Genomic DNA, 26,400 nt, shown 5'->3' with positions numbered 1-26,400 from the left:
GATCAGGCGAGCACCGGCGGATAGGCCAGGGTCGGGACGGCGCGCTCGATCCCGGCGCGCTGGGCCTCGAGCCACGGCGGCAGCACGAGGGTCTCGCCGAGGTGCGCCGGATCCTCGTCAACCGCGAAGCCGGGGCCGTCGGTCGCGAGTTCAAAGAGCACGCCGCCCGGCTCCTTGAAGTACACCGACTTGAACCAGAAGCGGTCGATGACCGGTGTCGGCCGCAGGCCCGTCGCCTCGATGGTGCTGCGCACCGCGAGTTCGTGCGCGTCGTCGTTCACGCGCCATGCGAGGTGATGGATGCTGCCGGTGCCCCATGCACCACGATGCTCCTCGGGCGTCTCCTTGAGGTCGAGCACGCGGCCGGGACCACCGTCACCCAGCACGTACCGTGTCCAGCCCTGTTCGCTGGCGAATTCGGAGAAGCCGAGTACGCTGGTCAGGAACCACGCCGTCGCGGCCCGGTCCCGTTCCCACGCGCGGGCGCCATGCAGGCCGCGCACCTGGCGCTCGACCGGCACCGGGCTGTGTGCCCAGGGCTCGAACCCCCGCGTCGTCGTGTCGGCGGCTTCGACGAGCGCGACCTGCAAGCCGTGCGGGTCGGTCAGGGGAAGGACGCGGTCGCCGAATCGCGCCTCGATAGCCCCCACCTTGACGGCGTACTTCACGAGCCGCTCGCCCCAGTAGTCGAGCGACCCTGCCGGGACGGTTAACTGCACCTCGGTGGCCAGGCCGTGGCCTTGCCGCGACGGGGCCATGTGCGACCAGGGAAAGAACGTCAGGTCCGTGCCGGGATGGCCGGCGGCGTCGGCATAGAACAGGTGATAGGTACCAGGATCATCCTGGTTGACGCTCTTCTTCACGAGGCGCATCCCGAGGATGCCCGCGTAGAAGTCGAGGTTCTCTTGCGCCGGTCCCGCGATGGCCGTCACGTGGTGCAAGCCGGTGATGCTCTGCATGGTCTTGTCCTGGCGGCGACTCCTCGATGGAGAGGAGCGGGCCCGCGCGCCCGCGTCAGGCGCGCCCGCGTCGCGGGCCGTGGCCGCAACAAGAGTATCGCGCAGTCGCTATTAAAAAGCAAGTAGCTATGGAATATGGCGCTTCCATCTGCTAGGCTGGTGGCGTGGCCCGTTCCCGCACTGTTGCGCACACCGATCCCTTCTGCCCCGTGCTCGATGCCATTGCCGTGCTGCAGGGCAAGTGGACGATGCAGATCGTGCATGTGCTGATGGAAGGCCCGATGGGCTTCAACGAACTGGCGCGGGCGATCGGCGGCTGCAATCCGTCGACGCTGGCGCAGCGGCTCGACACGCTCGTGCGTCTCGACCTGCTCGCTCGGCGCGTCGAAACATCCACACCGCCCCGCACGCTCTATTCGCTGACCGCCGCCGGCGCAGCCCTCCAACCCGTCGTCGGCGCCATCGAGCAATGGGGCCGCCAACACCTGCGCAAGGATCGTGTCCAGTCGGTTCGCCGCGCGGCCCGCGCGGCAAGGGAGTCCCGCGCGTCATGACGTCACTCGTGCAGCGGTCTCGCGTCTCCGCTTCCGTTTTCCTCCTGCTCGTCCTGATCGTCGCAACGGCGATGACCAGCGGGCAGGCGCAGCAACCCGACGTGTTTCTCTTCAGCTACTTCACCGGGAACGGAGAGGACGGCCTGCACCTGGCGCGCAGCGAGGATGGGGCTCGATGGAGACGGGTCGCCGACGGCCGTGCGCTCCTTGCGCCACGGTGGGCACGAAGCTGATGCGCGATCCGAGCGTGGTGCGAGGACCGGACGGGCAGTTCCACATGGTCTGGACGACGGGCTGGTGGGACCAGGGCTTCGGAGTCGCGCACTCGACCGATCTCCGCGCGTGGAGCCCGCAGTCTTTCGTGCCCGTGCTGGACGGTACGCCGGGTGTCCAGAACGTGTGGGCACCGGAGATCCATTACGACTCGGGCGCGGCGGAGTACCTCGTCGTGTGGTCCTCGACGATCCACGGCCGCTTTCCGGAAACGGCCCAGGGCGGCGACGAGCGCCAGGGTGGTCGGCTCAACCATCGCCTGTACGCGATTACTACGAAGGACTTCACGACGTGGTCGCCGGCCCGCCTCTTCTACGACGGCGGCTTCAGCGTCATCGATGGGGTCGTGGTGCAGGACGGCGATCGCGCGGTCCTGGTCATGAAGGACGTGACGCGGTATCCCGAGCCGCGCAAGCACCTCAGGGTCGCGACGGCGGCGCACATGGCCGGTCCCTTCGGTAGCGCCTCGCCCGCGTTCACGCCCGACTGGGTCGAGGGACCCACGGTGCTGCGACTCGGCGACGTCTGGCGGATCTACTACGACGAGTACACGCGCAAGCGGTACGGCGCGATGGACACGCGCGATTTCCGCACGTTCACGCCGGTCGCCGACGTGGCATTCCCGGACGGGATGCGACACGGCACGGCCTTCGCAGTGCCTCATTCCATTGCCGACCCGCTGGATCGCTGAGCCGTTCGATACACACGGGCTGCGCGTATGCTGGAGCCCGGGATGGCCCGTACGACCCGTAGCGCCATGGGACGGGTACCTCATCGAGAGAAGGAGTCGGACCTTGCGCTGGAACCCTGGTGGTGAGCAAAGTCAGAACGTCGAGGATCGGCGTGGCGCGGGTATGGGAGGCCGTTCCACGATCGGCCTTGGGGGCGTCGTCATCCTCTTCGTGCTCAGCCTGATCTTCGGCCGCGACCTGGTATCGCCGGTCCTGCAACAGCAGGCGGAGGCGCCTCAGACAACCGGCCAGGCGCCGCCGTTGGAGACGACACCGCAGGAGGAAGCCAAGGTCAAGGAGCTCCGGTTCATGCTCCGCGACCTCGAGCTGACGTGGGCGAACCTGCTTGGAGGGAGATACCAGGAACCCAGGTTGGTGCTGTTCCGCGGCGCAACGCCCTCGGCATGCGGCATGGGCGAAAGCGCGATGGGGCCGTTCTACTGTCCGGGTGATCGCAAGGTCTACCTCGATCTCGAGTTCTTCGATCAACTCGATCGCCGCTTTGGCGCTCCAGGCGACTTCGCCCAGGCGTACGTGATCGCGCACGAAGTCGGTCACCACGTCCAGAATCTGCTGGGTATCGAGCGCCAGGTCCGCGCCCTCCAGCAACAATCGCCGCGCCAGGCCAACCAGCTGTCCGTGCTCATGGAACTGCAGGCCGATTGCTTCGCGGGCGTCTGGGGCCACTCGACCGCGCAGCGGGACATCCTCGAACCTGGAGATGCCGAAGAAGGCCTGCGCGCGGCGTCCGCGATCGGCGACGATGCGTTGCAGCGGCAGTCGTCCGGCCGTGTACGTCCGGAGAGTTTCACGCACGGATCCGCGGCGCAGCGCGGCGAGTGGCTGCGGCGGGGCCTGGAGACCGGCGACATCAAGTCTTGCGACACGTTCAAGGCAGGGAGCTGACGTAAGCTGTTGCTTTGGATTCGCGGAGTACGGGAGGCTTCATGTTCATCGCTCGCAGTAAACAGCGCCGCATCACGGGCGCATTGGTCGCCTGTATCGCAGGACTCGCGTTGACGATGGCTCGACCCGCCGCCATCCAGATGGTGCGCTTCACCGCCACCGCGACCGGCCCGTCGGGCGAACTCGGCCCGGTGGAGGTCGTGATCAACCGCTTCTCGACGACGGTGGAGAAGAACCGGTTCATGGACGCGTTCGCGGAGCGCGGCCCCGCCGCGCTCCAGGAAGCGCTCCAGCAGGCGCCGTCGATTGGTCGTCTCGCGGCGCCAGGCGACCAGGGGTTCGACCTTCGCTACGCCGCGGAGTTGCGCGGCGCGAATGGCGACCGCCACGTCATCATCGCCAGCGATCACGGGATGCCCTTCTTCGAAGCTGCCGATCGTCCCCGGTCCACTGACTATCCGTTCACGGTGCTGCAATTGCAGATCGACAAGACGGGGCAGGGCCGAGGCCTCGCGTCGGCGTACTCGAACATCACGCTGGACATGCCCCAGGGCTCGATCGTGCTCGAGAATCTCGGCGACCAGCCGGTCATGCTGACCAACGTGCAGTTGCAAAAGAAGGGAGCACCCGAGTAACGGCGAACTAGGTCAGACGCGATGCGCGACGGCGACCTCGCGCGCCGGTACCCGCCGCGCCGAGCGCCGCAGCAGCACCGCGCCAAGCAGCACGAGCGTGATCCACAGCGTGTCTGCGAGCAGCAGATGTAGCAACTGTATCCACACTGGCGCCAGCAACAGCACATTGATCAGGCCAGCCAGCAGTTGAGTCATCGCGAGCGCGGCCACGCCGCGCGCCAGTTGCGCGGCCAGCGGCGTGCCGTCGCGACGTGCCATCAGGGGGGCGGCGACCGCGAGCAAGCCGGCCGTGCCGATCGCGAGCGCGGGATGCAGCATCCGCAGTCGCAGGAGCATGTGCGATGTCGGCGAGAGATCTGCAGCAAGCGCCTCGGCAAGTGTCTTCGACGGGAACAGCGTGTCGCCCAGGGCCGCAATGGCGCCGCTCACGCCGACAACGATCACGGCCCCGAGCAAGCCGAACAGGGCAGCCGTGCGGCCCGGCGTCGCGGCGGGTGTCATCGCCTCGCCACCCGAGAGCCACCATGCCGTCAACGCCAGCCACGCGATGAGGACGAACGTGTTGGTCAGGTGCACGGCCATGAAGAGGGCACGGGCCATGCTCGCGTTGTCGGCGACCAGTTCGAACAGCACCAGACCGGCGCCGACGGCCGCCTCGGTGAGCATGAACACCACGGTCATCAGCGCGCCGAGGCGGGCCGGATGACCCTGGGGCGTGGACTTGCGCACCCACCACAGCAGCGCGAGCACCGACAGCAGGGCGAGACCGCTGGTGATCCGGTGCGAGTACTCGATCAGGGTGGCGACACCGAGGCTGCGCGGGATGATCCGCCCGTCACAGAGGGGCCAATGGGCGCCGCAGCCAGCTCCCGAGCCTGTGGCGCGCACGTAGGCGCCCCAGGCGATGACGCCGAGGTTGTAGACGAGCACCAGCCAGGCGGACCGGGCGATTGTGAGCACGAGCCCGATCGTATCAACCAGCGCCCCCTCCGGCGCCAGACCAAGGCGCCGGCAGCACAGTCTGCCCGTCCACCTGTTAGGCTTGTTCGTCTCAACACCACCACAAGACTCGGTACGCTGCCCGCCGCCGTGGACTTCGAGGACCCATGACCGTTCGCGCACCCGGTGCTCGTATCAGCCTGATCTGTTTGCTCGTAGTGGCCGCCCTGGCCGCCGCCATCCCCGCCGAAAGCCGTCCTCTACAGGCGACCCAGCCTTTACAGCTGATCCAGATGGCACGCACTCGTCAATCGCCCGCCCTCGAGCAGCCCGTCCTGCGCGCGTCGGCGCCGCACCAGGCAAGGGTCGAAGCGCCTCGGTCAACGCGTGCCCGACCGTGGTGGGGCTGGATTCTGCTTGGCCGTCTTCACCCACTGGTGGTGCATTTCCCGATCGCGCTGCTGAGCGTCACCGCGCTCGTCGAGTTGCTGCACATCGTCCGACGCAAGCCGGTGCCGTCCGAAGCTGGGACATACTGTCTGGCATTTGGAGTAGCGGGTGCCTTGGTCGCGGTGTGCCTGGGCACCTTGAATGCCGCGAACCAATCGGTGACCGGCGAGGCGGCGGTGGCGCTGGAAAGGCATCAGGTGATGGGCTGGATTTCGATGATCGCGGCGGTGTCGGCGTTGGCAACGGGGCAGATGGCGCGGCGCGCGCGCCAGGTCCGCACCGTGGTGGTGTACGTCGTCCTCGTGCTGGCCACAGGGGCCGTCGTGAGCGCGACTGGGCACCTTGGGGCCGGACTCGTGTACGGAGATGACTACCTGACGGGTGTGCTTCCCTGGAACCAGCGGGCGGCTGCCGTTCCAGCGACGGCCCCCGACGCGCCGCTGGCGGTGCCTGCCAGGCCGTCCGCCTCTGCGCCGGCGCCAGCCTCAGCGCCAGTTGCCACGCCGGCTGTCCCTGCGACGCCGGCCTCGCCGTCGACTGGCCGCGCGGCCAGGGCGCCGCGCCACACGGCGGCCGCAGTCGCCAGCCACGAGGCTCCGGCGGTGCCCGAATCCGCGGCTCCTACGGCGACGGCCACACAGGCCACCGATGCCGTGGACTTCACCCGTGACGTCATGCCCATCCTCAAGCACACCTGTGTCGAGTGCCATGGCCCCGAGAAGGTCAAGGCCCGACTGCGGATGGATTCGATCGAGGGGCTGCAGAAGGGCGGCAAGAGCGGCCCGCTCGTGAAGCCGGGCGACCCGGAGAACAGCCTGATGATGCGGCGCGTGCTCGGTCTCGACGGCGACGACCAGATGCCGCTCGACAAGGACCCGCTCACCGAGAAGCAGATCGACACCCTGCGCCGATGGATCGCCGCGGGTGCGAACTACCCGGCGGCCAGTTCGCAGTAAGGCGCCGCTTAAGCCTGTCCTGTAGGCGTCGACCTTCAGGCCGACGCATCGGGATTGGGATTCGGGATTGGCCTTGCCGAGTCACGGAACTCGACATTTCCGGCATTCTCGGCATTCCCGGCATTCCGATAGGCTCACCGTGGTTCGAACGTGATGGCGAGATCGGCTGCGGCGTCCGGGAGCGGAATCGATGCCGGGTGCCGCGTGTCCGGCTCGATCGGGTAGGTCGCGATCTCCACCGCCCGGTTGAGGTCGATCACGCGCGCCAGCACCCGGTGCCTGACGCGGACCCCGATGCGCGCGTCGGGGCGGGTGTTGCGCACGTAGAACACGGCTCGTCGCTGGCCGTTCCATTGCTGGAGCCATGCGACATTCCACAGGCCTCTCAGCGACACCATCGCATCCTCGGGTTCGCCAATCGCCAGTCCCCGCACCAACTGTCGCATCGTCGCCACGGCTGGCGTGGCCCGCGTCCAGGTCTTCTCGGCCTGCACGACCGGAACGCCTGGCCGCAGCGGTTCCACCATGAACAGGTAGCCCGCGCCCGTGGCGGTGCGGTTCGCGTAACAGAAGCGTTGCGTATCGAAGCACTCGTCCGGTGGGGTGTCCTGGGGCAGGCAGTGCACCGGCCACTGGCCTTCGTACAGCAGCACCTTCTGGCACCCCGGCGTCGCCGTGGGGACCACGGCCGGCTCGGCGTGTGACTCGCGCTCGGCGAAGACCTCGGGGCGCGGGTCGTTCCACATCGGATGGCGGGTCCACAGCCAATGCGCGAACGGCGTCGACTGCAGGTGGCCTTCGGGCCGCGACGGCGGGAACGCCACCAGCGTCCAGGCCGCCGACAGCGCCGCGAGCGCGAGGCCGACGTGCTGCATCACGCGGCTCGTGCTCGTGCCGGCCTGCTGCAGCAACGGCAGTGCGAGCGGCATCAACCAGAGCGCATATCTGCTGAGGTCCGGGCTGCCGCCGTGATTCTGGCTGACAGGCTGCCCCACGACCCACAGCAGCGCCAGCGCGGCCAGCCCAGTCGTGGCGATGAATGGCTCGCGCAGCCTCGAGAGCTCTCGCCACGCCAGCCACGCGGCTGCAACGACCACCGCCACGACGAACGGCGGATACCTGACCACCAGGCCTACCGAGACATCACTGAACGGGAAGAGCGCGTCGAAGAGACCCGGCCAACGTGTGATCGTCGCTGCAGTCAGTGGCGAGGGAATGCCAAGGCGCCAGAGATAGTAGGCGGGAGGCAGCGCGATGAGCAGGGCGGCGCCGAACACGCCGGTCTGCCAGCGGCGGCACATCAGGCGCGCGGGCCGTTCGATCGAGCCCCACGCCGCGAACAGCGCGGCGACCAGCACGAGGCCAGGGTTCTGGCTGGCCCCCACGCCCAGCAGGATCAGCGACACCGTCGGACGCGTCGTCCACAGCAGCATCGCTCCGGCCAGGCAGCTCACGAGCAACATGTCGGGCGATGGCTTGTCGATCCACCAGACGAGTGGGCTCAACAGCAGCAACGACGTCCAGATCGGGGCCGGCCGTGCGAGCACGAGGGCGCAGAGGGCTCCGAGCAGCACCGCGTGCAAACCGACGAAGCCCCACAGCGGCGAAACGCCCAGCAGGAGCGCGACCTTGACGCCAGGCGCGGCCAGCAGCGGATACAGCCAGAAATGGGGAAGATCCTGCCGCCCGTCGCGACCGACCAGGTCGGGATGGGCAAGCGTCGCGTTGGCGAACGTCGGACCGAGGGCCCGGAGTTCGGCTTCGAGGGACGGAATCTGGTCGGGCGCAAAGGCGGGACCGTGCCCCCGCGCCAGCGCGAGCGCGACCGCCACGTGTTCGTGGCCATCGCCGACGCGAACCGGATTGGCCTGCCAGAGCGCCACTCCGAGCCAGGCCACGAGGCAGAAAGCCCAAGCGTGCCGGCTCACGCCGAGCATGATACAGGGAAGATAATGACGCCATGGTCACGCGCGATCTGAGCCTCGGCCCGACGACGCTTTCGATCACGGAGCAGGGCGAGGGCACGCCCATCGTTTTCCTGCACGCGTTTCCGCTCAACGCGCGCATGTGGACGCCGCAACTCGAGGCACTGCCGCCCGGCTGGCGCGGCGTCGCTCCCGATTTGCGCGGCTTCGGAAAATCACCGCGTGTCGCGAACCCGGCCCGCCACGTGCGCGACCATGCCGAAGACGTGATCGCCCTGGTGCAGGCGTTAGGTGCTGGTCCCGCGGTGCTGGTGGGGCTGTCGATGGGCGGTTACATCGCGTTCGAGTGCTGGCGTCGTCGACCGACCGTGATCCGTGGGCTGGTGTTTGCCGACACCCGCGCCGAGGCGGATGCCGAGGATGCACGGGCGCGCCGCGTGGCCATGCAGGATGTCGCGGCCCGCGAGGGCACCGGCGCCGTCCTCAACGCCATGCTGCCCGGACTGCTTGGCGCCACCACCCACATGGCCAATCCGCACCTCTCGGTCGAGGTGCGCCGCTGGGCGCTTGAAACCGAAGCCGACGCCGTCATCGACGCGCTGGAAGCGCTGCGCACCCGTCCCGACAGCCGTGCCACGCTGCCGAACATCGACTGCCCGGCGCTCGTCATCGTCGGCGAGGAAGACACGCTCACGCCGCCCGCACTGTCGCGCGTGATCGCCGATGGCATCGAGGGGGCCACGCTGATCCAGGTGCAACACGCGGGACACCTGTCGAACGTCGAACAGCCCGACGCCTTCTCGTCTGCACTCGCTCACTGGTTGCACGGTCTCGCCTCGTAAACGCAGGTGTGGGACATGGACGATCCTTCCCGGTACCCGATACCCGATACCCGATACCCGATACCCGATACCCGATACCCGATACCCGATACCCGATACCCGATACCCGATACCCGGTACCCGGTACCCGGTACCCGTTTCCTGATCCGATCTCTTCCAATCCGTTCGCATTCCCTGACGAGTGATACAGTGACCCGCGCCATGTTCCACCGTGTGTTTCGCCCCGCCGCCCTCGTCCTGGCCGGCGGAATCCTGCTCTGGCCGCATGCCGAAGAGTTGTCCGCCCAACAGTCGGCGACGCCTACGGACGTCGGCATGCACGCTGCCCTCGACCTCGTCCTCGACACTTACGTGCGCGAAGGCCTCGTGTACTACCGCGCGCTGCGCAGCGAGCGCGGGCGGCTCGATGCGTACGCCAGCAACCTCGACGTGCCGGCGGCATCGTTCGAGCGCTGGTCGAAACCCGAGCAGGCCGCGTTCTGGCTCAATGCCTACAACGCGATCGTGCTGCGCACCGTGATCAACGCGTACCCCATCAAGGGCACGTCGTCGCAATACCCCTCGAACAGCATCCAGCACGTCGCCGGGGCGTTCACGCGAACCCATCGCATCGGCGGCCGCTTGATTTCGCTCGAAGCCATCGAGAAGCAGGTGCTGCCCACGTTCGACGATCCGCGCATGTACTTCGCGCTCGGACGCGGCTCGCTCGGCGGCGGGCGTCTGCGCAGCGAAGCCTTCACGGCAGGGCGCCTCGAACAGCAACTGTCGGTGGTCGCGGCCGAATGCGTCCAGCGCAACGAGTGCTTCCGCTACGATCCCGACGCGGATCGCATCGAGATCTCGCCAGTCTTTGGATGGCGCGAGGCCGAGTTCACCCGGGTGTGGAAGGGTGATCCGGACACCTTCGCCAAGCGCAGCCCGATCGAGCTCGCCGTCCTGCAGATGGTGCTGCCTCACGTGCTCCCGAGCGAGGGTCGCGGCCTCCGCCGCAACACCTTCGCGGTCAGCTACTCGAGCTACGACTGGCGCCTCAACGATCTCACCGACGGCGGACCGCGCTGACATGGACCTCGGACTGGCAGGGAAGGTCGCCATCGTCACCGGTGGCAGCAAGGGGCTCGGCCTGGCGGCCGCGCATGCGCTCGTGGCCGAGGGCGCCCGGGTGGCGATCTGCGGCAGGACACCCGCCACACTCGCGCAGGCGGCGCAGGCACTCGGCGCACGCGGCGGGCGGCCCAACGATGTGCTCGCGGTGACGGCCGACGTCTCCAGCGAAGGCGACCTGAAGCGGCTCGTCGACGAGACGGTCTCGCGCTTGGGCGGCGTGGACGTGCTCGTCAACAACGTCGGGCTGGGCAAGGGCGGCGGCCTCATGGATACGCCCGACGATGTGTGGCAGCAGGCGTTCGATCAGACACTGTTCCCGGCGATTCGAGCCTCGCGCCTGGTGGTGCCGCACATGCAGCGGGCCGGCGGTGGTGTGATCCTGCTGATCGCCTCGATCTGGGGCCGCGAGTCGGGCGGCCGTATGACCTACAACGCCGTCAAGGCCGCCGAGATCAGCCTGGGCAAGGCACTCGCGCAACAACTGGCGCCGTCCGGGATACGCGTCAACTCGATCGCACCCGGGTCCATCCTGTTCGAGGGAGGATCCTGGCACCAGCGGCAGCAGGCCGATCCCGACGGCATCGCGAAGTTTCTCGCGCGCGAGTTGCCGTTCGGGCGATTCGGTCGCGCCGACGAGGTCGGTGACGTCGTGGCGTTTCTGGCCTCGTCGCGGGCGAGCTGGATCAGCGGTGCGTGCATTACCGTGGACGGCTGCCAGAGCCGAAGCAATATTTAGAGACTCGAGACTCGGGACTCGGGACTCGGGACTCGGGACTCGGGGTTCGCGGATAGCGGATCGGGAACCGGGAAACGGAATCGGGCACCGGGAATCAAAAAACCCGGATCGGGTTCGGAGAGTCCGGCGTGTAGCCGTCGAGCTTGCTCGACGGGCACCGACACAGGACACGTAGGCGTCGACCTTCAGGTCGACGCACGCCGACCCGCTGCGCAAGGCGGGCCCGACGTACGAGGGGTTGTGCCCCTTTCATTCAGCACTCGGACAGGACCGCCCCGGCGCATCTGCCAGCGGCATCGGCTAGGCTGTAGCTCTTGATGACGACTCTTGCCGATCTCGTGCAGCGTGCCGCCGATGCGCTGTTCGTTCCGTGGTTGCTGTTGCTGCTGTTCGGCACCGGCCTGTTCCTGACCATCCGCTATCGATTCGTGCAGGTGCGGCGGATCGGTGCCGCGTTCCGCGCGATGTTGTCGGGCGCCGAGAGCGGCACGGCCGGCGTGCTGACGCCGTTCCAGGCCTTCATGACCGCGCTGTCGGGCACGATCGGCACCGGCAACATCGCGGGTGTGGCCACGGCCATCGTCTCCGGTGGGCCTGGGGCGCTGTTCTGGATCTGGGCGTACGGCTTCGTCGCCACGACGATCAAGTTCACCGAGGCCGTGCTGGGTGTGACATGGCGCGAGGCGAGCGGCGCGACCATCCGGTCGGGACCGATGTATGCGCTACGCGATGGCCTGAAGCAGCCGTGGCTTGCGTCCACGTACGCGCTCGTCGCCGGCGTGGCGGCCATCACCACCACGCCGTTCACGCAGCCCAACTCGATTGCCGTCGTCCTCCACAGCCAGCTCGGTCTGCCGACGTGGCTGTCGGGCATCGCGATCGCCGTCCTGGTCTGGTTGGTGATCGTCGGCGGCATCGGCAAGATCGGTAGGGCCGCCGAGAAGCTCGCGCCGCTGAAGGTCGCGCTGTACCTCGGTGGCGGCCTCGTCGTCATCATCGCGTTTGCGGGCAACATCCCGTCCGTCCTCTCACTCGTCTTCCGCGAGGCCTTCTCGTTGCGGGCGACGGCCGGTGGCGCACTCGGCATGGTCGTGGCCATGCGGTATGGACTGGCCCGTGGCATGTACGCCAACGAAGCGGGCTACGGCACGGCGTCGGTGGCCTATGGCACCGCGCGCAGCCGGCACCCGGAGCAGCAGGGGCTGCAAGCGGTGATGGAGGTGGCGATCGTCTCGTTCGTCACCTCGACCATCAGCGCGATGACGATCCTCCTCACCGGCGCGTGGCAGTCGGGACTCACGAGTTCGGCGGCCGTGGCGTCGGCCTTCAATGCAGCGATGCCGGGAGTGGGCGGCTACATCGTCGCCCTGTGCGCATTCCTGTTCGGCTACACGACGCTGATCGGCTGGGCGTTCTACGGCGAGCAGTTCTTCGAGTACCTCCTCGGCCGGCCGGTGGCGCACTGGTACCGGTGGATCTACTGCCTGCTGATTCCGCTTGGCGCGATTGGACGAGTGGAAGTGGTGTGGGCCTGGGGCGACCTGATGAACGCGCTGCAGATCTTCCCGAACCTCGTCGGCGTGATCGGCCTGTCGGGATTCGCGGCGCGGGTGGCGCGCGGCCAATCGACCGACGCGCCGCACTAGCGGAGCGGCGCCGACATGAACGCCTGCTCGACCGCCGCCCGGTCGGCGTGTGGCATGTACAAGGTGTAACCGTCCGACGTCATCACCTTCTCGAGCCGCAGCAGGTCCTCGGCGAACGCTCGCAGTTCGGGCGAGGTGTCCTGATCGTCGGTGACGACGTAGGCGACGCGCGTGTTGAGCAGGAACCGATCCCGCGATGCGTACGCGCGCCGGCGTTGAGCGTCCGCGAGCGGCACCGAGGCACCCTGTGCGCTCAGTGTCACGAGCGCGTCGAGGACGGGATACCGCAGCAAGGACCGCTTCTGTGCGAGCGTGACCCGGGACAGGTAGCCGCCGACCAGCCGCTTGCCGTGAACGGTCTGCTGATACTGAGTCAGAGGGTTGAAGTTGCCGAGCGAGGACGTGCCATCCCGCACGCCGATGGGCAGCTGCAGCACGCGCACGTCGGAACGCGGATCCTCGGCGATGCGATGGAATGGCGCGGGAATGGTGCCCGCGTAGAGCTGCCTTGGGACCGGCGACAGTTCGAGGAGCAGGAGCGCCGTCACGGCTGCGAGCACGATCCGCCGCCGATGCGGCCAGCGTTCGCCGATCGCGACCAGGGCCATGGCGAACAGCAGGGCGACACCGAGCGAGACGAGGACGACGAACCGCGACGGCGAGCGGGCAAGTCCGACGATGGGCACGTAGCGGAGCAGCGCCCACGGTCCCGGGATGTAGGTATTGATGCCCGCCACGTGCACGAATGGGCCAAGGGCGATCGCGGCAAACGTGACCGGCATCCACAGCCAGCGCCGGCGTTGCGGCCGCCATCCCGCCCAGTACCATGCCACCGCGATCACCGCGAGGACTACCAGCGGCAGGGCCGCCGTCAGTTCGGCGAACCCGTCCACGCGTTGCGATTCGATCCAGGCTTTCCACGCGCTGCCAAACCACGGCGAGTTGGGATTGGGCATGACGAACGCCAGCAGGTCCACGCCAGGCGGGCTGCTCCGCCAGTAGATGTCCGGCCCGGTCATCTGTCCGGCAGCGAGGCGTCCGCCATACGCGACGAGCACTGGCGACAACAGGACGGCTGCCGTCAGCGCCATGACCATCGCGAGCCTCGGGTGTGAAGGCCTGAAGCGATAGCGCCATTGGACGGTTGGCGGCCAGACGACCATCAGGTGCGCGATCACCAGCACCGTCAGCACCAGCATCGGCGTATACAGGGATCGCATGCTGATCCGCAGGCCGGCGAACTGGATCAGGCCGCCCTGCACGGCCACGATGGCCACGAACGTCGCGGCGATGATCACCAGGCCGCGTGTGAGGCGGCGCACGAAGGCCGACCGCACAGGCGCTTCTCGGCGCGACAACGCGATTGCACTGGCGAATACCCAGGCGGAAATGAGCAGGGCGCCGTAAACGGCGTAGTAGATATCGCAGAAGGCCGCCCATGCGAGCGTCGCCCCGAGGGCCATGGCATCACGCGCGCGGCCCTTGCCCTCGCCGTTCACCATGATCAGCAGCATCACCGGCAAGGGAGCCGCCGCCACGAGCGAGAAATGGGCGGTGCTTCGGGCCATCAGCACGGGCGAGAAGGCGAAGGCCACGCCCGCGAGCCAGGATTCCCAGTTGCGTCCGCACAGCCGGTGCGCGAGGCGCGCGGTGCACCACGCGGTGAGCGCCATCATCGCGAGGTACACGAGGTTGAAGGTGCGCAACAGGCCGAGCGGCCCGATCAGCGGGAACGCGAGCGCGTCCATGAACAACGTGTAGTTGTGAAGCGTGAGGTCGACCCGTGGCGCCAGCGACAGGACGGTCCCTGTATGGAGCGGCACATGGTGCTGAAGCACCTCGTGCCGGAAAACCCAGAGGTTCCACACGTACACGCCTGTGTCACCCGACGGCGCCCCAGTGAGGTGCGTCGAGAGATGCAGGGGCAGCGGCCACGAGAATGCCACGGCCAAGGCACAGAACAGCCCGAACCACAGCAGGGTTATACGACGAGAGGGCACGGTCGGATGGGCGAAGCGGCAAGGATACTAGCACGTCATTCCTTACATTCTTAACAACGTTTTACGATCTTTACTTTTGATAGCTCTCATCCGCCGCATCCCGATGCCCGATGCCCGACTCCCGACTCCCGATTCCCGATCCCGGCACGCGTCGTCCGCAGTTTCGTCTCTTGATCGCCCTCCGGCACCGGCGTAGCATCGAGGCACATGTCCGGCACGCTGGCGCGCCTCTCCGGGAACAAGGATCAGGCGCTGCAGGACGCGCTCGGGCACCTCGCGCCTGACGCCCGAGCGGTCTCGGCGCTGCCAGGGCCCGACCTCTCGCCAGGCACTCACATACAGGTCAGCGGCGACAAGGTCGTCACCGCGGTCCGTCACATCCCCGCCCAGGCGGCGCGATACGCGCCCTGGCCTCCCGATGTCGACGCCCGCCTGATCGACGCGCTCGCTACGCGCGGCATCGACCAGCCCTACACGCACCAGGCCGAGGCGATCGGCCATGCCCTGGCGGGCCGGCACGTTGTCGTCGTCACGCCGACAGCATCTGGCAAGACGCTGTGCTACAACGGCGCCGTCCTCAGCACCGTGCTGCGGGAGCCGGGTGCGCGCGCCCTGTACCTGTTCCCGACCAAGGCCCTCGCCCAGGACCAGTTGGCGGAATTGCAGGGACTGGCCCAGATCGTCGGCGCGGCCGCGCAACGCGAAATCGGCGTGTTCACCTACGACGGCGACACGCCGGCCGACGCACGACGCGCGATCAGGGCGCGCGCCAACGTCGTGCTCAGCAACCCCGACATGCTGCATGCCGGCGTCCTGCCGCACCATCCGCGGTGGGCACGCCTGTTCGAGAACCTCCGCTACGTCGTCATCGACGAACTGCATGCGTACCGCGGCGTGTTCGGCAGCCACCTGGCCAACGTCCTGCGGCGGTTGCAGCGCATTTGCCGGCACTACGGGTCGAATCCGACGTTCATCTGCACGTCGGCCACGATCGCCAATCCGAAGGCGCTGGCCGAGCGACTCACCGAGCAGCCGTTCGAACACGTCGTCGAGAGTGGTGCCCCGAGGGGCGAGAAGTTCTTCGTGCTGTTGAACCCGCCGGTCGTCAACCAGGCGCTGGGGATCCGCCGTTCGTACCTCTCGGAAGCGCGGCGCGTCGCCCTCGAGTTCCTGCGCCGGAACCTGCAGCTGATCGTGTTCGCGCAGAGCCGGCTCGCGACCGAGATCCTGACGACATACCTGAAGGACGCCTTTCCCGGGCCGCCGGGGGCGACCGAGGCGGTGCGCGGCTATCGCGGCGGGTACCTGCCGTTGCGGCGGCGCGAGATCGAGCGTGGGCTGCGTGAAGGCGACGTGCGCGCCGTGGTCTCGACCAACGCACTCGAACTGGGCATCGACATCGGCGCGCTCGACGTCTGCGTGATGGCGGGCTACCCGGGCACGATTGCCTCCACGTGGCAGCGGGCGGGACGTGCGGGCCGCCGCTCCGGCCGATCGGCGGCGGTGCTCGTCGCCTCGAGCGCTCCCCTCGATCAGTTCATCGTCCGCCACCCGACGTACTTCTTCGATGCGTCGCCCGAGCACGCGCTGATCAATCCCGAGAACCTGCACGTGTTGCTGAATCACGTGAAGTGCGCGGCCTTCGAACTGCCGTTCCAGGAGGGCGAGCGCTTCGGCAGGACACCCGTGAGCACCGACGAGGTGCTGCAGGTGCTCGGTGAGGAAGGGTTCGTCCACGCGGCCGATGGCCAGTGGAACTGGACGCACGAGTCCTATCCGGCCGATGCGGTCAGTTTGCGCGCCGTCACGTCTGACAACTACGTGATCGTCGATGTCACCGAGGGCTCGCGCGTGATCGGCGAGACCGACTACACGAGCGCGCTCTCGACGCTGCACGAGAAGGCCATCTACATCCTCGAAGGGGCGCTGTTCCAGGTCGAGCGGCTCGACATCGAGGGACGCAAGGCGTACGTGCGCAGCGTCGAGTGCGACTACTACACGGATGCAATCACGTACACCAAGGTGAACGTGCTGGACGTGGCCGAGACGAGCCTCGGCGAGATCGGTGACGGGTACCGGGTACCGGGAACCGTGAACCGCGAACTTACCGACGATGGCAGGGCCGCGGACGACGATGGTAGGGCCGGCTCTCAGAGCCCGGCCGTTAACAACGCGGACAGGGCCGGTTTGCCCAGCCGGGCCGACGCCGATGTCGACGTTACGCAGATGGCCGCGTTCGGAGAACGGGCCCTACCTGCCCAGGACGACTCCGGGCCCTTCGTGCCGCAGCCCAATCGCTCTGCGCGATCGCACGGCGACGTCCATGTCGTGTCGCGCGTCGTCGGCTTCAAGAAAATTCGCTTCTACACCAACGAGAACGTCGGCTCGGGTGACCTCGATCTGCCCGAACAGCAGATGCACACGACGGCGTACTGGCTCACCGTGCCGCGCGCCGTACTGCTCGACGTGCCGTATGCGCCCGACGACCGGCGTGACGGCGTGAGTGGCCTTGCGCACGCGATGCTCTCGATCGCGCAGTTGCTGTTGATGTGCGACCGGCGCGACCTCGGCGTCTCGATCGACACCGGCACTGGCGAGGCCTCCGTGGGCGGCCGTCCGACCGCGCCCGCGACCGGCGACGCAGACGCGCACGTATACCTCTACGACAACTACCCCGGCGGCATCGGCTTCAGCGCCCCCCTGTTCGGCATGCACACGCCGCTGCTGGCGCAGACGCAGCAGCTGATCGCGAGTTGTCCATGCGCGATCGGCTGTCCCTCGTGCGTGGGTCCGGTCGGCGACATCGGGCCACGAGCCAAGCACGTGGCCCTCGATCTGCTGTCGCGCCTGCAGGCCGCCTCCGCCGCACCGGGTGACGAGGTGCCCTTCTAGCCGTGGCCTCGTCGTCGCTGTCCCGTCTGCGCGAGATCGCCCGCGGGTCCGGTCCGGCGACTGACGCCGGTAACGCGACCCCAGGCGAGGTCAGCAAGTCGTTCCGCCGCGAGTTGAGCTACGAGCCGGTGGACGACGATGGGCTGCCCATCGATCCACGGATTGCGCGGCCGGACGGGCCTGGTGTCGGGCTCGCGGGGGCACGCATGGAGACCACCGCGCACGGACCATGCGTTGTCGTCGACCACCTGTTCGAGGGCGATCGCAGTCATGGGCGGGTGCGCGTTCACGAATGCGGCGCCGTCCGTCTCGACGACACGCTCGACCTGCTCGCCGGACGTTGCCTGCGCGGCGCCGCGGCTCCCGATGCGCTGCCCCTGGGGCCGACGCGGTTGGTGTACTTCGACCTCGAAACGACCGGCCTGAGCGGCGGCGCCGGCATGGTGGCCTTCCTTGCCGGCGTGGGCGAGTGGACAGCGGACGGGTTCCGCACCACGCAGTTCCTGTTGCCGTCCTTTGCCGCCGAGCGCGCCCTCCTGCACGCGCTCAATGCCTATCTCGGCGACGATGCGGTTTTGGTGACGTACAACGGCCGGACATTCGACGTGCCGGTGATGGAAGTGCGTGGCGAGATGCAGCGCGTGCCGCAGGTGGTGTGCTCGCTGCCGCACCTCGACATGCTGCACGCGGCGCGGCGGCTGTGGCGCATGTCGGAGGAAGGCGATCGGTCGTGCAGGCTGACGCACCTCGAGGAGTCGGTGCTCGGCGTCGGCCGCGTCGGGGATGTCGGTGGGTTCGAGATCCCTGCCCGTTACTTCCAGTTCGTGCGCGGTGGCAATGCCGCATTGCTCGAACCGGTCCTGTTGCACAACAGGCTCGACCTGTTATCGCTTGCGGCGCTGACGGCACACGCACAGCGGCTGGTCTGCGAAGGTCGGGAAGTCCCGCCGGGCGGGTCCACGGCGTTCGGCCTCGGGGTGATCTACGACCGCGGCGGCTGGGTCGAGCCGGCGTTGAAGTGCTACAGGTCGGCTGCCGAGGATCACTGGCAGACGCGCGATCTCAGGCGAGCGGCGGCGCGCTCACTGGCGCGCTTGCTGCGGCGGCAACGACGGTTCGAGGAAGCGGCGGCGGCCTGGCGGCTGGTCCTCCAACTCGGTGGGCGACCGCAACTGCTCCGCGAGGCACGGGAAGCGCTGGCTATCCATCACGAACACCGCGTTGGACAACTGGAAGAGGCGCGACGACATGCCGTCGCGGGAGCGGAGCAGGCGATCGGGCGGGGAGAGCGGGAGCAGTTCAGCCGTCGCCTGGCCAGGCTCGAGCGGAAACTCGCGCGCGGCGCCGTGCGGCCGGCGCTGTGGACTGACTGACGACCGGCGTATGCGGCCGGGTCGTAGAGCCGGCCCTACCAGGAGGAGGCTGTCGCGCCTTCGCAGTGTGCGTGCCCGCCGAAAGCCTTGGCGAAGGCGGGTGCACGGGCCGCGATGCGGACAGCGACGCGCCGCGCTTAGGCGGACGCGCCCTTCTTCGACTTGTCGGCCGCAGCCTTGCGGGCTGCCACCGTCGTCGCACCGAACTTGCGGGTGAAACGCTGCACACGGCCCTCGGTGTCCACCAGCTTCTGACGGCCCGTGAAGAACGGGTGGCAGTTGCTGCAGATCTCAAGGTGCAGTTCCTTCTTCGTCGAGTGTGCCTTCCAGGTGGCGCCACAGGCGCACCGGGCCTCGACCTCGTGGTACTCGGGATGGATTGCTGGCTTCATTGAATGGCTCCTTGGTCAGCGGCCAAACCCAAAGATTACCACACCTGCCTCATCGGGCCCAACACCGCGGCCGGGCCTGAAACTTGCTTATTGATGAGGACAGGACGTGCCCGTCGTAGGCTATTGCACGGAAATCCGTGAATTGGTGACGCAGGACACCGGTCCGACGATCACATTCCTGTGCGTCGACCGACGGTTCTGTCGCCGGGCACCCCGGAGCCTTCATGTTTCGACACGCATTCTTCGCGTTGACCCTGACCGTTTTCGCCGGAATGCCCCTTCGGGCGGACACGGTCGTCATCGGGTCGTATTCGCCGTACGGGCCGTTGTACTCGGCATCGTCGGCGCCGTTCGAGTCGTTCGAATGGACGCCGCTCGACTTTGCGGCTTTTTCCGCCTATGGAGGTGACTTCGCCAACGTGCGTCGTCCCGTGGCGCCGGTGACGTTCTTCGAAGACCCGATGACGCCTCCCGACGCCCAGGGTCCCGAGGACGAGCAGGTCAACCTTCGGTTACGCACCTCGCTGTTCTTCGAGGAACTGCCCGCCGGCATGACGCAGGACTTCCACGAGGAACTGCCCGCCGACGTGTCCGAGGCGGCGCCGTCGATCCCGGAGCCCGGCGCGTTGGTGCTCGTCGGCCTGGGGTTGCTGGGGCTCTCGCGTCGCGTCCGCGCCTATTACACGCGCTGAACTCGTCGCCGGATCGGGACGCAACGTGCCCCCGCGCGTTCGTCCGCGAAAGACGGCCAAGGTGTTGGATCCTCCCGGACAACACCTTGGCCGTTGTTAGTTTGTACGGCCCTCGTGCCTCGGCCATCGGTTTGACCGAGCGGCCTTCCTGGGCCGTCGGCCTTCGGCCTTCGAACTGACGTTGTCAGCCGGCTACCTTCAAGCCCCTTACAGTGCCCGGAGCCCAATACCCGATGCCCAATACCCGTGCCCGATGCCCGATGCCCGGAGCCCGGTACCCGGAGCCCGGTACCCGGTGCCCGGTACCCGGTACCCGGTACCCGGTACCCGGTACCCGGTACCCGGTTTCTTACGGAATGACGTGCGTCCGGTCCCACCGGTGGTTGCGCAGTTCGGCCATCAGGCCCTCTCCCAGGCGTCGCCCGTCGGAGACCGACGTGTTCTCCGCCACGTGCGATGCCTTGCGCATGCCCGGGATCGCCGTCGAGACCACGGGATGCTCGAGGATGAACCGCAGCGCGAGTTCGGCCAGGGTCATCCCGGCCGGCACGTCCTGCTGCAGGGCGTCGACCCGGTCGAGCGTCTCGCGCAGGCTGTCGGGCGTGAAGTACAGGCTGCGCCAGTCGTTCTTGGGGAAGGTCATGTCGCGGGTCATCTTGCCCGTGAGGCTGCCTTCGTCAAACGGCACGCGCGCGATGATCGCGACGTCGAGGCGGCGTGCGGCGGGGAAGAGTTCGTCCTCCGGGTTCTGGTCGAACACGTTGTAGACGACCTGCACCGCATCCACCTTGCCGCTCTCGAGCGCCTGGAGCACATTGGCCGGCTGCCAGCGGTTGACGCTGATGCCGAAGCCCTCGATCTTGCCCTGTGCCTTGAGGTCCTCCGCCGCGCGCTGCCAGCCCTCGTCAGCGGCCCACGTGTCGTCCCACACGTGCAGCTGCTGCAGGTCGAGCCGTTCCACGCCGAGATTCTGCAGGCTCTTCTCGGTCATCTCGACGATGTACTCGTACGGGAAGACGTCGGAGACCGGCGTCTCTGCGGTGCCGGGCCACTTGCGGTTCTTCGGCGGCACCTTCGTCGCCACGTACAGCTTGCGGCCGTCGTGCGCACGCAGCGTCTGCGCCAGCAGTTGTTCGCTGTGACCGTCGCCGTACGCCCACGCCGTGTCGTAGAAGTTGACGCCGGCCGCGACAGCCTGGTCGAGCGAGGCGAGTGACTGCGCGTCATCGCTGCCGCTCCAGCCGCCCATGCCCCACATGCCGTAGCCGACTTCCGAAACCTGCCAGCCGAGTCGCCCGAAGCGCCGCGTTTGCATGAGGGGATCCTAGATCACATGCGGCATCGGGGATCGGGGATCGCGGATCGGGACGCGTCGTCCGGATGCGGGCGACCGCCGACCTCAAGGTCGGCGGCTACAGTCGCCGGCGGAGCCGTCGCGCATCGCCAGGCGGCGTTGCAGCAGAGTGACGGTGTCAGCCTGAAGGCCCTCTCCAGCGAAGAAGGGCCTAACGTCGCCGAAAATCAAAGGGCCGTCCGGATGTCTCCGAGCGGCCCTTGTCATGCCTGATGCCCGATGCCTGATGCCTGCTTACCCCAAGCCTCCTACCTCACGCATCGAGGCATGAGGCATGAGGCATGAGGCATGAGGCATGAGGCATTATTTGCCGCCTGACATTGCGCCCAGGAATTCGCTGTTCGACTTGGTCTTGCCCATCTTGCCGAGCAGGAGTTCCATCGCCTCGGTGGCCGAGAGGGGAGTGATGACCTTGCGGAGCACCCAGATGCGGTTGAGGTCCTCCTTCGGGATGAGGAGTTCCTCCTTGCGCGTGCCGCTCTTGGTGATGTCGATGGCGGGGAAGACACGACGATCGGTCAGCTTGCGATCGAGGTGGATTTCCATGTTGCCCGTGCCCTTGAACTCCTCGAAGATCACTTCGTCCATGCGTGACCCGGTATCGATGAGCGCGGTCGCGATGATCGTCAGCGATCCGCCTTCCTCGATGTTGCGCGCGGCGCCGAAGAAGCGCTTCGGGCGCTGCAGCGCGTTGGAGTCGACGCCGCCCGTGAGCACCTTGCCCGACGGCGGCACCACGGTGTTGTAGGCGCGCGCGAGACGCGTGATCGAGTCGAGCAGGATGACCACGTCCTTCTTGTGCTCGACCAGGCGCTTGGCCTTCTCGATGACCATCTCGGCGACCTGCACGTGGCGCTGTGCCGGCTCGTCGAACGTCGACGAGATCACCTCGCCACGGACCGAACGCTGCATGTCTGTGACCTCTTCCGGGCGCTCGTCGATGAGCAACACGATGAGGTACACCTCGGGGTGGTTCGCGGTGACGCTGTTGGCGATGTTCTGCAGCAGCATCGTCTTGCCGGTGCGCGGCGGCGCGACGATCAGGCCGCGCTGGCCCTTGCCGATCGGCGTCATCAGGTCGAGGACGCGGGCCGACAGGTTGTCGCCGTTGGTCTCGAGCGTGATGCGCTCCTGCGGGTAGAGCGGCGTCAGGTTCTCGAAGAAGATCTTCTCGCGCGTACGCTCGGGCGGCTCGAAGTTGACGGCCTCGACCTTGATCAGCGCGAAGTAGCGTTCGCCTTCCTTCGGCGGGCGGATCTGTCCGCTGACCGTGTCGCCCGTGTGCAGGTCGAACTTGCGGATTTGAGACGGCGACACGTACACGTCGTCGGGGCCAGCCAGGTAGTTGTAGTCCGGCGCGCGCAGGAAGCCGAAGCCGTCCGGCAGCACCTCGAGCACGCCCTCGGAGAAGAGCATCCCGCTCTTCTCGGCCCGGCCGCGGAGGATCTCGAAGATCAGATCCTGCTTGCGCAGCCCGGTCGCGCCGGGGATGTCGAGGTCCTTGGCCACCTGCGTGAGCTCTTGCACGCTCATTTCCTTGAGCGCGGAGAGGTTCACCACCTCGGCGTCGGACTTGCCCATGCGGGCCTCGATCACCTCGATGTCCTCCTCGGGCGCGGGCCGATGCCCCGGCGGGTGCGGCTGCGAGTGTCGGTTCTCGTTGCGACGGTTCTCGCGGCCCTCGCGGCCGCCACCTTGCCTGCCGTGCTGGCGACCTTCCTGCTGGCGCCCCTGTGACTGGCGGTGCTGCTGCTGGGGCCGTGGTCCGGCGTGGGCGGGCGGGGCAGGCTGCGAAGCCTGAGGCGGGGGGGCCTGGGTGGGGGCGTCCATAGGCGGGGGTGCCTCTACGGGTGCGTCAGCAGGCGGACGATTGTGGTCCACAGGTTTTCCAGTCCTTCGCCGGTGAGCGCCGACACTGGCGTTACCGGGGCGTTCAGCGATGTTTCCCATGCGTGCACATTGCGCACTCGTTCGGTGCGCGACAACTTGTCAATCTTGGCGACGATGACACCGATCGCCAGGTCCTGCGTGGAGAGCCATGCCCAGGCGTTGAGGTCCTGGGCCAGCCCCGGATGACGCGCGTCGACAATGAGCAGCGCGCCCGTCGGGCCGTATCCTGCGTCGTCGCCGGGAATCCCGGTGCCCGGCGCAGGCCGGCCGAAGTACATGGTGGTGAGCCCGGCGAATTCGTTGGCCGAGACATCCCCGCCCCTCGCGTACCCGTATCCCGGCAGGTCGACCAGGAACAGGCGCTTCAGGTCGCGGTGTCCATACTCCACCGCATACACGTTCAACTCCCGCGTCTTGCCGGCCGCCGCGCTCGTCCGGGCCACGCGGGACCCGGTGATCGCGTTGATCAGCGTCGACTTGCCCGCGTTCGAGCGACCCACGAGGGCCAACTGCGGCACGGGCTCGCGCGGCAGGTCCGTGGCGCTCATGGCGCTGCGGACGAACCGGACGGGGAGAGCTTTCAAGGTGAGACGACCACGGGCGTGTGACGGGAGGGGGAACGACCGGCCTGTCGTCCGTGGGGCACGGACGCCGGCGTCGCGGCGCGACCACTGGGGATCGCGCCGCGCGTCCTCCGATCAATGCGTGATGGCGTCGTCACTGACTGCGGGCTCGACGGCAGCCTCCGTCGATGCCGGAATGGCCGGCGGCAACGGGCCCTCGAGCGCGATCTTCAACACTTCGTCCATTGCCTCGACCATGTAGACGTCGAGCATGTCGAGCACGTTCTTCGGGATGTCGGCCAGGTCCTTCTCGTTGTCCTTGGGCAGGATGATCGTCTTGACCCCTGCCCGGTGGGCGGCCAGCACCTTCTCCTTCACGCCGCCGATCGGCAGAATCTTGCCACGCAGGGTGATCTCTCCGGTCATCGCCACGTCGCGACGTACCGGGAGCTTCGCCAGCGCCGAGATCATCGCCGTGGCCATCGTGATGCCCGCCGACGGGCCGTCCTTCGGGATTGCGCCCTCGGGCACGTGCACGTGCACGTCCATCGTCTTGTAGAAATCGGTCGGCAGGCCGTACGCATCGACGCGCGATCGCACGAAGCTCATCGCCGCCTGCGCCGACTCCTGCATCACGTCACCGAGCTTGCCGGTGAGCGTGAGCTTGCCCTTGCCTGGCATCAGCGTTGCCTCGGTGACGAGGATCTCGCCGCCGACTTCCGTCCAGGCCAGGCCCGTCGCCAGGCCGATCTCGCTGACCTCCTCGGTCATCGTGGCGCGGAAGCGGGGCACGCCGAGGTGCTGCGTCACGCGCTCGGACGTGACCTCCTCGTAGTACTGCGCGCCGTCGACGACGACGCGCCGCGCGACCTTGCGGCACACCGACGATATCTCGCGCTCGAGGTTGCGGACACCCGCCTCACGCGTGTAGCGCTGGATGATCGTGCGCAGCGCGTCCTCGGTGAAGGTGATGTTCTTGTCGGTGAGCCCGGCGTTCTCGACCGCCTTGGGGGCCAGGAACCGCCGCGCGATCTCCACCTTTTCCTGCTCGGTGTAGCCAGCCAGCTGCAGCACTTCCATGCGGTCGCGCAGCGCCTGCGGGATCGTGTGCAGCACGTTGGCCGTGCAGATGAACATCACGTTTGACAGGTCGTACTCGACGTCCAGGTAGTGATCCAGGAACGCGTTGTTCTGCTCGGGATCGAGCACTTCGAGCAACGCCGCCGACGGATCGCCACGGAAGTCCATCGACATCTTGTCGACTTCGTCGAGCAGGAAGACCGGGTTCATCGTGCCGGCCTTCTTCATCATCTGGATGACCTGGCCGGGGAACGCGCCGATGTAGGTGCGGCGGTGGCCGCGGATCTCGGCCTCGTCACGCACGCCGCCGAGCGACAGGCGGACGAACTTGCGGTTGGTCGCCTTGGCGATCGACTTGGCGAGCGACGTCTTGCCGACGCCCGGAGGCCCCGCGAACGTCAGGATGGTGCTCTTCGGCTTCTTGACCAGCGTACGCACCGCGAGGAACTCGAGGATGCGGTCCTTGATCTTCTCGAGGCCGTGGTGGTCCTGGTGCAGGATCTCCTCGGCCCGCTTGAGGTCCCGGCTCTCCTTCGACTTCTTCTGCCACGGTACCGCGATCAGCCAGTCGAGGTAGTTGCGCGAGACGGTGGCCTCGGCCGACATCGGCGGCATCGCCTCGAGGCGACGCAGTTCCTGCATCGCCTTCTCCTCGACGTCCTTGGGCATCCGACCGTCCTCAATCTTCTTCTTGAGGTCCTCGATCTCGTTGCCCTTGTCTTCCTTGCGGCCCAGTTCCTTCTGGATCGCCTTCATCTTCTCGTTGAGGTAGTACTCCTTCTGGGCCTTCTCCATCTGTTTCTTCACGCGAGACTGGATCCGGCGGTCCACCTGGAGCTTGTCGACCTCGACTTCGAGCACCGATGCGATGCGGTTCAGGCGCTCGAGCGGCGACACGATCTCGAGGAGGTTCTGCTTCTCCTCGATGCCCACCAGCATGTGGGCGGCAATCGTGTCGGCCAGCCGTGCCGGGTCGTCCACCCGCACGGCGGCGATCATGGCGTCGTAGTGCAGGTTGTTCGAGAGCTTCACGTACTGCTCGAACAGCGACACGACGCGGGTCATGGTCGCCTCGACCTCGCCGGCGGTCTCCCGCTGCCTGGCGATGACCTTGACGACGACGCGGAAGAAGCCCTTGTCTTCCTTCCACTCGACGGCGCGACCGCGGTCCACGCCCTCGACCAGCACCTTGATGTTGCCGTCGGGCAGCTTCAGGCTCTGGACGATGTTGGCCACGCAGCCCATCGTGTAGATGTCGGCCGGCTGGGGATCGTCGGTGGCGGCGTCGTGCTGGGCCGCCAGGAAGATGCGCTTGTCCTTGCCGAGGGCATGCTCCAGCGCCCGGATGGACGAGGGACGCCCGATCACGAACGGCATCATCATGTGTGGAAACACGACGACATCGCGCAGCGGGACGATCGGGAGGGTTTCGAAGACTTCCATGAATCAGTTGTCGGGAATGAGGCGGTGACTTGTCAAGGCGGCGCAGGCCCGGTCCTCCGCCG

22 protein-coding genes are annotated in these 26,400 nt (G+C 67.5%); 13 read left to right on the top strand and 9 right to left on the bottom strand.

Annotation, left to right across the window (positions count from 1 at the left end):
* Positions 1-2: 2 nt before the first annotated feature.
* Complete coding sequence (locus LuPra_RS27070) at positions 3-959, bottom strand: ring-cleaving dioxygenase (RefSeq protein WP_110173650.1); 957 nt, start codon at positions 957-959, stop codon at positions 3-5.
* A 164-nt stretch (positions 960-1,123) separates the two neighbouring features.
* Here LuPra_RS27070 and LuPra_RS27065 point away from each other — a divergent pair, with 164 nt between their 5' ends.
* The 5 genes from LuPra_RS27065 to LuPra_RS27045 all read left to right on the top strand — a co-directional run bounded on the left by LuPra_RS27065 (position 1,124) and on the right by LuPra_RS27045 (position 4,058).
* Positions 1,124-1,513, top strand: coding sequence for a winged helix-turn-helix transcriptional regulator (locus LuPra_RS27065; protein WP_237050722.1), 390 nt, complete (start codon positions 1,124-1,126; stop codon positions 1,511-1,513).
* Positions 1,510-1,746, top strand: coding sequence for a hypothetical protein (locus LuPra_RS27060; protein WP_110173649.1), 237 nt, complete (start codon positions 1,510-1,512; stop codon positions 1,744-1,746). Before LuPra_RS27065 ends, LuPra_RS27060 begins: the two co-directional genes overlap by 4 nt.
* Positions 1,731-2,477, top strand: a complete 747-nt coding sequence (locus LuPra_RS27055) for a glycoside hydrolase family 43 protein (RefSeq protein ID WP_157899740.1) — start codon at positions 1,731-1,733, stop codon at positions 2,475-2,477. Before LuPra_RS27060 ends, LuPra_RS27055 begins: the two co-directional genes overlap by 16 nt.
* A 103-nt stretch (positions 2,478-2,580) precedes the next feature.
* The gene (gene ypfJ / locus LuPra_RS27050; protein ID WP_110173647.1) at positions 2,581-3,423 is read left to right on the top strand and encodes a KPN_02809 family neutral zinc metallopeptidase; all 843 of its coding nucleotides are present in this window, start codon (positions 2,581-2,583) and stop codon (positions 3,421-3,423) included.
* A 41-nt stretch (positions 3,424-3,464) separates the two neighbouring features.
* Positions 3,465-4,058, top strand: coding sequence for a hypothetical protein (locus LuPra_RS27045; protein ID WP_110173646.1), 594 nt, complete (start codon positions 3,465-3,467; stop codon positions 4,056-4,058).
* Between the two features lie 12 nt (positions 4,059-4,070).
* Here the strand turns inward: LuPra_RS27045 and LuPra_RS27040 are convergent, their stop codons facing one another.
* The gene (locus LuPra_RS27040; protein ID WP_234800575.1) at positions 4,071-5,018 is read right to left on the bottom strand and encodes a COX15/CtaA family protein; all 948 of its coding nucleotides are present in this window, start codon (positions 5,016-5,018) and stop codon (positions 4,071-4,073) included.
* Positions 5,019-5,164: 146 nt separating this feature from the next.
* On the opposite strand from LuPra_RS27040, the gene LuPra_RS27035 reads away from it, so the two are divergent.
* Positions 5,165-6,403 (top strand): DUF2231 domain-containing protein, encoded by a 1,239-nt coding sequence (locus LuPra_RS27035; protein WP_110173645.1) that lies wholly within the window; start codon positions 5,165-5,167, stop codon positions 6,401-6,403.
* 134 nt (positions 6,404-6,537) lie between these two features.
* Here the strand turns inward: LuPra_RS27035 and LuPra_RS27030 are convergent, their stop codons facing one another.
* Positions 6,538-8,331 carry a hypothetical protein gene (locus LuPra_RS27030; protein ID WP_157899739.1) on the bottom strand — a complete coding sequence of 598 codons (1,794 nt, stop codon included), beginning with the start codon at positions 8,329-8,331 and terminating at the stop codon, positions 6,538-6,540.
* 32 nt (positions 8,332-8,363) lie between these two features.
* Between LuPra_RS27030 and LuPra_RS27025 the strand changes: the two genes are divergently transcribed.
* From LuPra_RS27025 to LuPra_RS27005, 4 genes are all read left to right on the top strand, one after another.
* Positions 8,364-9,170, top strand: coding sequence for an alpha/beta fold hydrolase (locus tag LuPra_RS27025; protein ID WP_110173643.1), 807 nt, complete (start codon positions 8,364-8,366; stop codon positions 9,168-9,170).
* 201 nt (positions 9,171-9,371) lie between these two features.
* Positions 9,372-10,232 carry a DUF547 domain-containing protein gene (locus tag LuPra_RS27015; protein ID WP_157899738.1) on the top strand — a complete coding sequence of 287 codons (861 nt, stop codon included), beginning with the start codon at positions 9,372-9,374 and terminating at the stop codon, positions 10,230-10,232.
* A 1-nt stretch (position 10,233) separates the two neighbouring features.
* On the top strand, positions 10,234-11,013 hold the full coding sequence (locus LuPra_RS27010; RefSeq protein ID WP_110173640.1) for an SDR family NAD(P)-dependent oxidoreductase: 780 nt from the start codon (positions 10,234-10,236) through the stop codon (positions 11,011-11,013).
* 317 nt (positions 11,014-11,330) lie between these two features.
* A complete protein-coding gene (locus LuPra_RS27005) occupies positions 11,331-12,659 on the top strand; it encodes an alanine/glycine:cation symporter family protein (RefSeq protein ID WP_110173639.1) in 1,329 nt (442 codons plus the stop codon).
* Here the strand turns inward: LuPra_RS27005 and LuPra_RS27000 are convergent.
* Positions 12,656-14,659: a hypothetical protein gene (locus tag LuPra_RS27000; RefSeq protein WP_157899737.1), complete on the bottom strand. Its 2,004-nt coding sequence runs from the start codon at positions 14,657-14,659 to the stop codon at positions 12,656-12,658. The genes LuPra_RS27005 and LuPra_RS27000 overlap by 4 nt on opposite strands.
* A 207-nt stretch (positions 14,660-14,866) precedes the next feature.
* Between LuPra_RS27000 and LuPra_RS26995 the strand changes: the two genes are divergently transcribed.
* Both LuPra_RS26995 and LuPra_RS26990 read left to right on the top strand, forming a co-directional pair.
* Entirely contained in the window at positions 14,867-17,551 is a 2,685-nt protein-coding gene (locus LuPra_RS26995; protein WP_110173637.1) for a DEAD/DEAH box helicase, read from the top strand.
* 2 nt (positions 17,552-17,553) lie between these two features.
* Complete coding sequence (locus LuPra_RS26990; protein WP_110173636.1) at positions 17,554-18,924, top strand: ribonuclease H-like domain-containing protein; 1,371 nt, start codon at positions 17,554-17,556, stop codon at positions 18,922-18,924.
* 137 nt (positions 18,925-19,061) lie between these two features.
* On the opposite strand, the gene rpmE is transcribed toward LuPra_RS26990, so the two are convergent.
* Positions 19,062-19,316, bottom strand: a complete 255-nt coding sequence (rpmE, locus tag LuPra_RS26985; RefSeq protein WP_110173635.1) for a 50S ribosomal protein L31 — start codon at positions 19,314-19,316, stop codon at positions 19,062-19,064.
* A gap of 224 nt (positions 19,317-19,540) precedes the next feature.
* Between rpmE and LuPra_RS26980 the strand changes: the two genes are divergently transcribed.
* Entirely contained in the window at positions 19,541-20,008 is a 468-nt protein-coding gene (locus LuPra_RS26980) for a PEP-CTERM sorting domain-containing protein (RefSeq protein ID WP_110173634.1), read from the top strand.
* A 349-nt stretch (positions 20,009-20,357) separates the two neighbouring features.
* On the opposite strand, the gene LuPra_RS26970 is transcribed toward LuPra_RS26980, so the two are convergent.
* The 4 genes from LuPra_RS26970 to lon all read right to left on the bottom strand — a co-directional run bounded on the left by LuPra_RS26970 (position 20,358) and on the right by lon (position 26,338).
* Positions 20,358-21,323 (bottom strand): aldo/keto reductase, encoded by a 966-nt coding sequence (locus LuPra_RS26970; protein ID WP_110173632.1) that lies wholly within the window; start codon positions 21,321-21,323, stop codon positions 20,358-20,360.
* Between the two features lie 342 nt (positions 21,324-21,665).
* Positions 21,666-23,312, bottom strand: a complete 1,647-nt coding sequence (gene rho, locus LuPra_RS26965) for a transcription termination factor Rho (protein WP_418001392.1) — start codon at positions 23,310-23,312, stop codon at positions 21,666-21,668.
* Positions 23,207-23,800 (bottom strand): GTP-binding protein, encoded by a 594-nt coding sequence (locus LuPra_RS26960; protein WP_110173631.1) that lies wholly within the window; start codon positions 23,798-23,800, stop codon positions 23,207-23,209. Before LuPra_RS26960 ends, rho begins: the two co-directional genes overlap by 106 nt.
* A gap of 150 nt (positions 23,801-23,950) precedes the next feature.
* Positions 23,951-26,338 carry an endopeptidase La gene (gene lon / locus LuPra_RS26955; protein ID WP_110173630.1) on the bottom strand — a complete coding sequence of 796 codons (2,388 nt, stop codon included), beginning with the start codon at positions 26,336-26,338 and terminating at the stop codon, positions 23,951-23,953.
* Between the last annotated feature and the right edge of the window lie 62 nt (positions 26,339-26,400).

The sequence above is a fragment of the Luteitalea pratensis genome (assembly GCF_001618865.1).
Classification (GTDB): Bacteria; Acidobacteriota; Vicinamibacteria; order Vicinamibacterales; family Vicinamibacteraceae; genus Luteitalea; species Luteitalea pratensis.
The sequence above is the reverse complement of the archived record's forward strand: the minus strand, read 5'-3'. Positions and strand labels throughout refer to the sequence as shown.

Excerpts from the sequence above, each read along its gene's own strand:
- LuPra_RS27060 (WP_110173649.1), top strand. The coding sequence starts at position 1,510 with ATGACGTCACTCGTGCAGCGGTCTCGCGTCTCCGCTTCCGTTTTCCTC.
- LuPra_RS26980 (WP_110173634.1), top strand. The coding sequence starts at position 19,541 with ATGTTTCGACACGCATTCTTCGCGTTGACCCTGACCGTTTTCGCCGGA.
- rho (WP_418001392.1), bottom strand. The coding sequence starts at position 23,312 with ATGGGAAACATCGCTGAACGCCCCGGTAACGCCAGTGTCGGCGCTCAC.
- LuPra_RS27010 (WP_110173640.1), top strand. The coding sequence starts at position 10,234 with ATGGACCTCGGACTGGCAGGGAAGGTCGCCATCGTCACCGGTGGCAGC.
- LuPra_RS27025 (WP_110173643.1), top strand. The coding sequence starts at position 8,364 with ATGGTCACGCGCGATCTGAGCCTCGGCCCGACGACGCTTTCGATCACG.
- lon (WP_110173630.1), bottom strand. The coding sequence starts at position 26,338 with ATGGAAGTCTTCGAAACCCTCCCGATCGTCCCGCTGCGCGATGTCGTC.
- rpmE (WP_110173635.1), bottom strand. The coding sequence starts at position 19,316 with ATGAAGCCAGCAATCCATCCCGAGTACCACGAGGTCGAGGCCCGGTGC.
- LuPra_RS26995 (WP_110173637.1), top strand. The coding sequence starts at position 14,867 with ATGTCCGGCACGCTGGCGCGCCTCTCCGGGAACAAGGATCAGGCGCTG.
- LuPra_RS27045 (WP_110173646.1), top strand. The coding sequence starts at position 3,465 with ATGTTCATCGCTCGCAGTAAACAGCGCCGCATCACGGGCGCATTGGTC.
- LuPra_RS27070 (WP_110173650.1), bottom strand. The coding sequence starts at position 959 with ATGCAGAGCATCACCGGCTTGCACCACGTGACGGCCATCGCGGGACCG.
- LuPra_RS27015 (WP_157899738.1), top strand. The coding sequence starts at position 9,372 with ATGTTCCACCGTGTGTTTCGCCCCGCCGCCCTCGTCCTGGCCGGCGGA.
- LuPra_RS27005 (WP_110173639.1), top strand. The coding sequence starts at position 11,331 with ATGACGACTCTTGCCGATCTCGTGCAGCGTGCCGCCGATGCGCTGTTC.
- LuPra_RS26960 (WP_110173631.1), bottom strand. The coding sequence starts at position 23,800 with ATGAGCGCCACGGACCTGCCGCGCGAGCCCGTGCCGCAGTTGGCCCTC.
- LuPra_RS27035 (WP_110173645.1), top strand. The coding sequence starts at position 5,165 with ATGACCGTTCGCGCACCCGGTGCTCGTATCAGCCTGATCTGTTTGCTC.
- LuPra_RS26970 (WP_110173632.1), bottom strand. The coding sequence starts at position 21,323 with ATGCAAACGCGGCGCTTCGGGCGACTCGGCTGGCAGGTTTCGGAAGTC.